General features: G+C 61.2%; 9 protein-coding genes. 6 read left to right on the top strand and 3 right to left on the bottom strand.

The features are described from left to right. The first annotated feature begins 230 nt into the window (after positions 1-230). From ACO41U_RS09135 to ACO41U_RS09120, 4 genes are all read left to right on the top strand, one after another. Positions 231-1,262: an HlyD family secretion protein gene (locus ACO41U_RS09135; protein WP_485943344.1), complete on the top strand. Its 1,032-nt coding sequence runs from the start codon at positions 231-233 to the stop codon at positions 1,260-1,262. Next, positions 1,259-3,052 (top strand): ATP-binding cassette domain-containing protein, encoded by a 1,794-nt coding sequence (locus ACO41U_RS09130; protein WP_485943342.1) that lies wholly within the window; start codon positions 1,259-1,261, stop codon positions 3,050-3,052. The genes ACO41U_RS09135 and ACO41U_RS09130 overlap by 4 nt, the downstream gene beginning before the upstream one ends. Positions 3,053-3,172: 120 nt before the next feature. Beyond that, positions 3,173-3,919 carry a class I SAM-dependent methyltransferase gene (locus tag ACO41U_RS09125; RefSeq protein WP_485943340.1) on the top strand — a complete coding sequence of 249 codons (747 nt, stop codon included), beginning with the start codon at positions 3,173-3,175 and terminating at the stop codon, positions 3,917-3,919. 147 nt (positions 3,920-4,066) lie between these two features. After that, a complete protein-coding gene (locus ACO41U_RS09120; RefSeq protein ID WP_485943338.1) occupies positions 4,067-4,516 on the top strand; it encodes a carboxymuconolactone decarboxylase family protein in 450 nt (149 codons plus the stop codon). An 83-nt stretch (positions 4,517-4,599) separates the two neighbouring features. Here ACO41U_RS09120 and ACO41U_RS09115 read toward each other — a convergent pair whose 3' ends face one another. From ACO41U_RS09115 to ACO41U_RS09105, 3 genes are all read right to left on the bottom strand, one after another. After that, a complete protein-coding gene (locus tag ACO41U_RS09115) occupies positions 4,600-4,917 on the bottom strand; it encodes a MerR family DNA-binding protein (protein ID WP_485943346.1) in 318 nt (105 codons plus the stop codon). Between the two features lie 187 nt (positions 4,918-5,104). Beyond that, positions 5,105-6,739: a malolactic enzyme gene (locus ACO41U_RS09110; protein ID WP_298781972.1), complete on the bottom strand. Its 1,635-nt coding sequence runs from the start codon at positions 6,737-6,739 to the stop codon at positions 5,105-5,107. Positions 6,740-6,950: 211 nt separating this feature from the next. Next, positions 6,951-7,505: a YqiA/YcfP family alpha/beta fold hydrolase gene (locus ACO41U_RS09105; protein ID WP_485943335.1), complete on the bottom strand. Its 555-nt coding sequence runs from the start codon at positions 7,503-7,505 to the stop codon at positions 6,951-6,953. A gap of 280 nt (positions 7,506-7,785) precedes the next feature. On the opposite strand from ACO41U_RS09105, the gene ACO41U_RS09100 reads away from it, so the two are divergent. Continuing rightward, positions 7,786-8,319: a methylated-DNA--[protein]-cysteine S-methyltransferase gene (locus ACO41U_RS09100; RefSeq protein ID WP_485943333.1), complete on the top strand. Its 534-nt coding sequence runs from the start codon at positions 7,786-7,788 to the stop codon at positions 8,317-8,319. A gap of 258 nt (positions 8,320-8,577) precedes the next feature. Beyond that, positions 8,578-8,777: aldo/keto reductase (locus tag ACO41U_RS09095; protein WP_485943331.1), on the top strand; the 200-nt coding region annotated here is incomplete at its 3' end.

Raw genomic sequence — 8,777 nt, 5'->3', positions numbered from 1 at the left:
CCTGTGGAGAGGAAGGCTCTGACCAGGAACGCAAGTTTTTGGTGAAACCGGCCTCTGTGAAACAGGAAGTCAGCACTAAAGATACCTATGAGTATATTTAGACAAGACTGGCGGAACGGTTCAGTGACCCCCGCTTTTTTCCCGATCGGTCCATCCATCGGGGTGCAAGGGCCCACGGCCCTTGCCGGGGTTCCGGGGAGGAGCCCCGGAGAAAGAAAGGAGTCTTTTCCATGAAAAAACGGTTCGCCCTTCTGCTTCTCGTTCTCGCTGCCGTCCTTGGTGTGCTCTACGCAAACGGGGACCTCGATGGGCTGATCGATCGCTTCCGCGAGAAGGACCCCAACCGAATTCGGCTCTACGGCAACGTGGAGATCCGGCAGGTGCTCCTGGGCTTCCGCGTTTCGGGCCGCGTCGAGGCGGTCTACCGCGAGGAGGGCGAGAGGGTGGCGTCCGGCGACCTGCTGGCCATCCTGGACCCCGTTCCCTACCGCATCAAACGCTCCGAGGCCCAGGGGGCCATGCTCCAGGCTAAGGCGGCCCTGGAGAAGCTGCACCGCGGGTTCCGCACCGAAGAGGTCCAGGAGGCGGCGGCGCAGCGCGACCGGGTCCGGGCGTCGCTGGACCTGGCCGAGAAGGACTACAGCCGCATCTCGAACCTGTTCGCCCAGAAGGCCGTCGCCAGGAGCGAGCTGGACCGGGCGTCGTCGCAGCGCAACGCCCTGAGGGCGGAGCTTGCGGCAGCTGAGAACGCGCTGGCCCTGATGCGCGAGGGCTACCGCAAAGAGGACATCGAGGCGGCGGAGGCGGCCTACGAGGCAGCCAGCGCCCGGTTTGCGGCGGCCGAGAACGCCCTTTCGGACACGGAGCTGCGCTCCCCGGCCGAGGGGACCATCCTGACCCGCGTCACCGAGCCGGGGACCGTCGTGGGGGCCGGTCAGGTCGTCTACGCCCTGGCCCTCGAACGCCCCGTCCAGGTCCGGGCCTACATCCCGGAGCCGCAGTTGGGACGGGTTCGGGTGGGAATGCCGGCCCGCATCTTCACGGACTCCTCCCCCACCCCCATCGAGGGCACGCTCACCTTCATCTCCCCGACGGCCGAGTTCACCCCCAAGCAGGTGCAGACCGAGGACCTGCGCACCGACCTGGTCTACCGCGCTCGAATTCTGGTGGAGGACGATCGGGACGGGCGGCTCAAGAACGGGATGCCCGTCACCGTCTTGATGGACTCCTTGGAGGCCTCCGGAGGCACGGCGCCGAGATGAGCGAGGTCGAAAAGCGCCAGCCCCTCGATTCCCAGGAGGCCTCGGAAATCGTCGTCAAGGGGCTGGTCCGCACCTTCGGCAACCGCGCCGCGCTGGACGGGCTCACGGCCCGCATCGCGGGCGGACAAATCACGGGGCTGGTAGGGCCGGACGGCGCGGGCAAGACGACGCTGCTGCGCCTGTTCTGCGGCCTCCTGGCGCCTACCGCAGGGCGGGTTTCCGTGTGCGGGCACGACACGGCGGAGGATGCGGACGCCATCCACGAGCGGGTCGGCTACATGCCGCAGCGCTTCGGGCTCTACGAGGACCTGACGGTCATGGAGAACCTGAACCTGTACGCCGAGCTGCGCTCCGTGCCTCGCCGGGAGCGGGCCGACCGCTATGCGGAGCTCCTGGCCTTCACGGGGCTTGAGCCCTTCACGGGCCGCCTGGCGGGCCGGCTCTCGGGCGGCATGAAGCAGAAGCTGGGCCTGGCCTGCACGTTGCTCTCCCGACCTCCCGTCCTGCTGCTGGACGAGCCGGGCGTGGGCGTGGACCCCCTGGCGCGGCGGGAGCTGTGGCGCATGGTGCGGGGGCTCCTGGTCCGGGGCCGAATCGTCGTCTGGAGCACCGCCTACCTGGACGAGGCGGAGGCCTGCGACACGGTGCTGCTCCTCAACGAGGGCAAGCTGCTCTACGACGGGACGCCGAAGGACCTGGCAAAGCGCGTCGAGGGGCGGGTCTTTCTGCTGGGCGGGGCCGGCGGGAGGCGCCGGAAGCTGATCGCCCCCCTGATGGAGCGTAAGTGTACCCTGGACGCAGTCATCCAGGGCTCCAGCGTGCGCGTTCTGACCAGCGACGACGGTACGGAGCTGAGAGAGAACCTGGACGCCATCGCTTGCGAAGCCGAAGTTTTGGCCGATCCCTCTTCCCGCCTTGCGCTCAGGCCTGCGCCGCCCCGCTTCGAGGATTCCTTCATGCAGCTCCTGGGCGGAGCCCGACGCGGCAGCGACGCGGTGGCGGCGTTCTTCGAGGAAAAGGGGACGGGCCGCGTCTCCGTGGAGGCGCGGCACCTGACGAAGCGGTTCGGGAGCTTCACGGCGGTGGACGACGTCTCCTTCTCGATCGAACGGGGCGAGATCTTCGGCCTTCTGGGGCCCAACGGAGCCGGAAAGTCCACCACGTTCAAGATGATGTGTGGGCTCCTCACCCCCACGGAGGGCGAGTGCGCCGTCTCGGGGCTGGACCTCAGGACGGCTCCCGGCGCGGCGCGGGCGCGACTGGGCTACATGGCGCAGAAGTTTTCGCTGTACGGGGACCTGACCGTGTTGCAGAACCTGCGGTTCTTCTCCGGCATCTATGGGCTGAGGGGCGACACGGCGCTGGAGCGCGTGGTCGATACCTTTGGCCTCGCCCCCTACCTCTCCTCCCGTGCAGGATCGCTGCCTCTTGGCTTCAAGCAGCGCCTGGCAATGGGCTGCGCCGTGATGCACGGGCCGGACGTCCTGTTCCTGGACGAGCCGACGAGCGGCGTGGACCCCGTGACGCGGCGCGAGTTCTGGACCTGCATCAACAGCTTTGCGCTGAAGGGCGTCACCGTGATGGTGACGACGCACTTCATGGACGAGGCGGAGTACTGCGACCGCATCGCGCTGGTGTACCGGGGCAGGACGATCGCCTCCGGCCCCCCCGACGCGCTCAAGGCCTCCGTGCGGACGGAGGCCTGTCCCGACCCAACCCTGGAGGAGGCGTTCATCGCCCTGATCGAAAGGCAGGACGCGGCCCCGTCGCCCTCCTCTTCCCCGATTTAGGGGGATCGAAGTTCAGCCATTTTGTGGTTTAAGCAACAGATTCTTTTTGCCTCCAATGCCAAAATAAACCCCAGGAAGTTAGTCTAAATAAACTTTAGAACTAGGGGTGATTTTATGGTTATGGAGGCAGGACACGTCTTTTTGGCACGACTTGGTAAACGACGGCTGCGTCCCGGCGGGCGGACGGCTACGGACTGGCTGATGCAGAGCGGCAAACTCAGCTCCAGGACGGAGGTCCTGGAGGTGGCGTGCAACATGGGCACGACGACCGCAGAGCTCGTTAAAAAATATGGATGCCACGTCACGGCGCTGGACCTGGACGCCCAAGCGCTGGCGAAAGCCCGAAAGAACCTCGCGGCCTCGTGTTCGGCAGGTCGCGTCAGCTTCGTCGAGGGGGACGCCACAGCATTGCCGTTCCCCGACGGCTCCTTCGACGTGGTGATCAACGAGGCCATGCTGACGATGTTGAACCCTGAAAGTCGGGCTAAGGCCGTCGCTGAGTACTTCCGCGTGCTGAAAAGAGGCGGAGTGCTGCTGACGCAGGACGTCATGCTGACGGAGGAATCCCCCGAGCTCGTTCAGGGGTTGAGCCGGGCGATCAACGTCAGGGTCTATCCACTGACGGAGGCGGGATGGCGAAGCGTCTTTGAGGAGCGCGGGTTCACGAACCTGCAGGTTCGGCACGGGCCCGTCACCCTCATGACCTTGGGGGGGATGATCTACGACGAGGGGCTTTGGGGCGCGCTGCGGGTGTTTCTGAATGGCTGGAAGAAACAGGACCGCGGTTTTTTCCGGAGGATGTCCGGCTTTTTCAGAGCGCACCGAAAGCAGATGGACTACATTGCCGTCGTCAGCGTCAGGCCCTGAGCGAGGACAGCGTCCCCCAGGGGAGAAGGCTCGCTGCATGGCCGACGTCGCGCTCCTTACCGTTCGATTACGGTGAAAGATGAACCTCGCCAAGTCGGTGAAATCTCCAAGTGCGTCGCGATCGCTTGTCCTGGAGCCGGCTTCAGGGTGTACAGTGTTAAGGACAGCATCACCCTGCGCCGGAACTCCGACTGCCACACAGCGCAGGTTGACGACAACAAGGAGGAATTGGCTGTGGACACGATCCAAAAGGCTCAAGGCGGGAAGGGGCCCGCGCGGAAGGTCGTGCAGACCGCCGGGCGCGATGCGCTGGGCAATTTTGCACCGGACTTCGCCCGTTACAACGACGACGTCCTGTTCGGTGAAGTGTGGTCAAAGAACGACGTGCTCTCGCTGCACGACCGCAGCATCGTCACGGTTTCGGCCCTCGTTGCCAGCGGCGTCACCGGCCCGCTCAAATACCACATCGCGACGGCGAAGGAGAACGGCGTGACGAAGGAGGAGATGGTGGAGGTCCTCACGCAGCTCGCCTTCTACGCCGGTTGGCCCAAGGCGTGGGCAGCGTTTCCTGTGGCAAAGGAGGTTTACGGCGAATAAGGGCGAGGACCGGGGGCATAACGCGGGGCCGTCCCGCACAAGAATCCGGGATGTGAGAACGGGGCCTGCAGGGAAGGCCCCGTTTAATTTTTGGTCTGTTCACCCAGCATCTGCTTTTCCTTTTCCAGAAACTCGGTTTCATAGTTGGCGATCTTGTAGTTCAGCTTTTTGGCCAGGGCCTTCAGCTCCTTGATACGGGCCAACAGCCGATCTCGCTGTCGGCTCAGGATGCCCTTTCGCTCGGCCGTCGTCCCGCTCCCCTCCCGGTAGAGGGCGACGTACCGGACCAGCTCCTCGATCGGCACCCCGGCGCTCCTCATGCAAAAAATGAACTCGATCCACTTGATATCACTCTCGTCGTAGTCCCTTATCCCGCTCTTTCTCCCAACAGGGAGAGTCAGCCTACCCCTTCGCAGTGCCTCAGCGTGTCAGGCGAGATCCCACACCGTTCGCTGAGCTCTGTAGTGGTCACTGCTCAACGCCTTCTTCACGATCCGAACGGCCATTCAAATTACAGCCGAAAAGGGCAGAGCAAAGGCCGGCAATTGAGTTGTCAACTGCCAGCCTTTGTGTGAATAGGAAGCTGTCTTAGATCGTCTTGTAGACCGGATACCATTTGTTCGCTTTGACGTTCTCTGCGGGATTATCCGCATTGACGGTATTCAGCCCTTCTTTGACCGCTTCCGTTGCAACAGCCACCGCGACGGTTTCCGAGAATCTTGTCAATTCGGAAACCGGCGGAAGGACCGCGGCACCGGGTTTTGTCACGTCAATGATCCCGCCGAGGGAATGCGCCGCTTTCGAGATCATTCCATCGGTCATCCGCTTTGCTCCAACTGAAATCGCACCAAGGCCGAGGCCGGGATAGATCAGTGCGTTGTTGGCCTGCCCGATCTCATAGGTCACACCGTTATATTCCACGGACTTTGAAGGGATACCAGTTGCAACCAGCGCTTTTCCATCCGTCCACGCAATCAGATCCGTGGCTTTCGCTTCTGCCAGCTCCGTCGGGTTAGAGAGCGGGAAGATGATCGGGCGTTTCGCGTGCGATGCCATCTCCTTGACAATCTCCTCCGTAAAGGCGCCGCCCTGCGTCGATGTCCCTACAAGGATCGTCGGGTGAACCGCTTTCACGGCCGCGGCAAGCGTCCTCAAATCATCGGCCTTTTCAAACTCGCTCCTCTTTCTGGCGAACGGCTTCTGCTCAGGCGTAAGGTCGTCCATATCGTCAAAGAGCAAACCCTGTTTATCCACCAGATAAAACTTTTTTCGCGCCTCATCCTCTGGGACGCCTTGGTCAAGCATTTCCTGATACACTCGGTTTGCGATTCCGCAACCCGCCGTTCCTGCGCCGAAGCACATGTAAATCTGTTCCCGCAGTTTCTGCCCACTGATCTTCAACGCACCGAGGATGCCTGCCAGAGAAATGATGCCGGTGCCCTCGATATCGTCGTTGAACACCGTATAGGTATCTTTGTACTTGTTCAGGATAACGGCAGCGTTGGAACGTCCGAAGTCCTCAAAGTGCAGGTACAGATGAGGGAACATCTCTTCAGCAGTCTTTACGAACCGATCGACGAACTCATAATATCTGTCGCCGCGAACGCGCTCATGACGATTTCCGAGATAAAGCGGGTCATTCAGCAGGCTCTGCCGGTTCGTGCCTACATCCAACACCACAGGCAGCACTTTGTTGGGGTCGATTCCGGCGGCTGCCGTGTAAACAGCGAGCTTTCCAACGGAGATCTCCACACCGTTGGTTCCCCAGTCGCCGATACCGAGAATCATCTCCGCGTCCGTCACGACGATCAGATTGATCTCGCGCCCGTTTGCTGCATTGATCAGCGTTTTTTTGATGTCCTCAGGGTGGTCGATGGACAGATACGCTGCGTTTTGCGGCTCAACGTAGAACTCACTGTACTGTTCGATGGCCTCCGCCACCACAGGATCGTAGACGATGGGCATGAACTCCACGATATGCTGACTGAATAAATAGTAGAACAGAGTTCGGTTCCGTCCGAAAATATCCATCAAGTAATGACGCTTCTCGATGTCGCTTGTTTTCCTGCACACATTTTCGTATGCCTGTCTGGCCTGTTCCTCGATGGTCTGCACCACGGGAGGAAGAAGACCTGCGAGGTTGTATTCCTCACGTTCTTCCATTGTAAATGCCGTTCCCTTGTTCAAAAAAGGATCGTTCAGTAACGCATAAGCTGTTTTCATGGGTTACCCCTCCCTAATTTTTATAGAGATAATCATTTCGGGTGTCCGTGTGCATCCATCCAAAACGAGCCAAGCATACCACGATCAGCCTTTTACAGAAATGAGGGAAAAGACAGATCACGGGATATGTAATTTTGAAACTTTGGGCACAGATGGAACATCCTGAAAGTGTGCCGCCATACTTCTCGGCGATGTGACACTCGTCCTCTGCTCAGGCAAAGGTCCTCCCGAAGTGCTCCATCATACACCGGGGCAACTCCGGCTCCGCGTCCATGTCAAAGCTGTGCTGCACGTCGAAGCGGTGTACGCTCTCCGGCGCGAAGATGGGGATCGTCACAACCTCATGGGGGATGACCTCGTCCCGGGAACCGATGATGACGGCACAGCTCGCGTCGCTGTGGCGCAGCATGTGGCGGCCCAGAACTCCCACGTACTCCAGCAGCAGGTCGTGGTTCAGCTCGGCGTAACGCCGCGACAGGTAGGGGTTCAGCGAGGGGTTCACGAGGACGGTGGGCAGGTTGGGGAACAGGGCGTTCAGGCAGTAGGCGAAGAAGCCACCCCAGGACGTGCCCACGATCCTCACGGCCCTGCCTGCCCCGACCTGGGCGCGCACCTCCGCCTCGTAACGCGACAGGACCTCCTCCGGATGCTCCGTGGTGTAGTTGAAGGTGGGGCAGAATATCTCCTCCTCCGGGTACGTCTTTCGAAGCCAGAGGTATTTCGTATTCTCCCCCTGTCCTCCGAATCCATGAATGTTGATGAACATCTCAAGACCTCCTCATCGGTCGTCCCCGGAAGCAACCGGAGTGCGGGAAACGGCTCCGCCTTTCCATTCATTCTACCAGATGGAACGTGCCTTCCATTCTGCCCCACAGGCCGGCCTCTGGAGGGCGCGTTTCCATCTCCGACAACAGCCGGATGTCCCGAAAAAAATCGCTATACTATACTCGTGTTGGGCCGGTTCGAAGGGACCACCCAGGGCTGCGGAACATGGGTGCGGTGAGTACGACGCGGACCACCCCCTGTGCCTTTGAGGAGGAGAGCGCATGCAATACCTTGGACACTACACGTCGCCCCTGGGGGGCATTACCTTGGGGAGCGACGGAGAGAGCCTGATCGGCCTCTGGTTTGACGGCGAAAAATTTTTCTGCGACAAGATCACGGAGGATACGGAGGAAAGGGAACTGCCGGTCTTCGACACCACGCGGCGATGGCTCGACGTTTACTTCTCCGGAAAGGAGCCGGACTTCACCCCTCCCCTGAAGGAGGCCGGCTCCGACTTCCAGCTTGCGGTGTGGCAGATTTTGCGCACCATCCCCTTCGGCCACACCGTGACCTATGGGGACATCGCGGGCCGGATCGCAAGGCAGCGGGGGCTGGCCCGCATGTCCGCCCAGGCCGTAGGGGGCGCCGTGGGACACAACTCCATCTCCATCATCGTGCCCTGCCACCGGGTGGTGGGGGCGAACGGAAGCCTGACGGGCTACGCCGGCGGCGTGGACAAAAAGCAAAAGCTCCTGACGCTGGAGGGCGTGGACATGTCGCGCCTTTTCGTGCCCCGGCGCGGTACGGCGCTCTGAGCCGCATTAGGGGGCTGTGGCTCCGCGTTGCCGTGCACACCAAAAATGGCGAGTTTTTGATAAGGTGACGTCGTTTTTTCACACGGTATCGCCCTTACAGAATGATGTCGTTTCATCCTTTTCCATCTCGACTTGGAGTTGACTTCAGGATATACACTGACGCTATCCAAAAGCGGCTGCGCTCTTGACCCGATGCTGCTGGACTTTTGGACGCTTGGCAGGACTTGTTTCAGGACGAAAAACATGGGGGGATTTACGATGGCTTGCCTTGAGGAAGGGATCAAGAAGCTGGGCTTCGGCCTGATGCGTCTGCCCAAGGCTGGCGACGCGATCGACATCGAGCAGACGAAGCGGATGGTAGACCGTTTTCTGGCCGAGGGCTTTACCTACTTCGACACCGCCTGGGCCTATCCGGGCAGCGAGGACGCGATCCGCGAGGCGCTGGTGGAGCGCTATCC

This window comes from Fretibacterium sp. (assembly GCF_057312375.1).
Note: the sequence above shows the minus strand (reverse complement) of the source record. Positions and strands in the feature narration are given on the sequence as shown.

Excerpts from the sequence above, each read along its gene's own strand:
- ACO41U_RS09135 (WP_485943344.1), top strand. The coding sequence starts at position 231 with ATGAAAAAACGGTTCGCCCTTCTGCTTCTCGTTCTCGCTGCCGTCCTT.
- ACO41U_RS09130 (WP_485943342.1), top strand. The coding sequence starts at position 1,259 with ATGAGCGAGGTCGAAAAGCGCCAGCCCCTCGATTCCCAGGAGGCCTCG.
- ACO41U_RS09105 (WP_485943335.1), bottom strand. The coding sequence starts at position 7,505 with ATGTTCATCAACATTCATGGATTCGGAGGACAGGGGGAGAATACGAAA.
- ACO41U_RS09110 (WP_298781972.1), bottom strand. The coding sequence starts at position 6,739 with ATGAAAACAGCTTATGCGTTACTGAACGATCCTTTTTTGAACAAGGGA.
- ACO41U_RS09100 (WP_485943333.1), top strand. The coding sequence starts at position 7,786 with ATGCAATACCTTGGACACTACACGTCGCCCCTGGGGGGCATTACCTTG.
- ACO41U_RS09125 (WP_485943340.1), top strand. The coding sequence starts at position 3,173 with ATGGAGGCAGGACACGTCTTTTTGGCACGACTTGGTAAACGACGGCTG.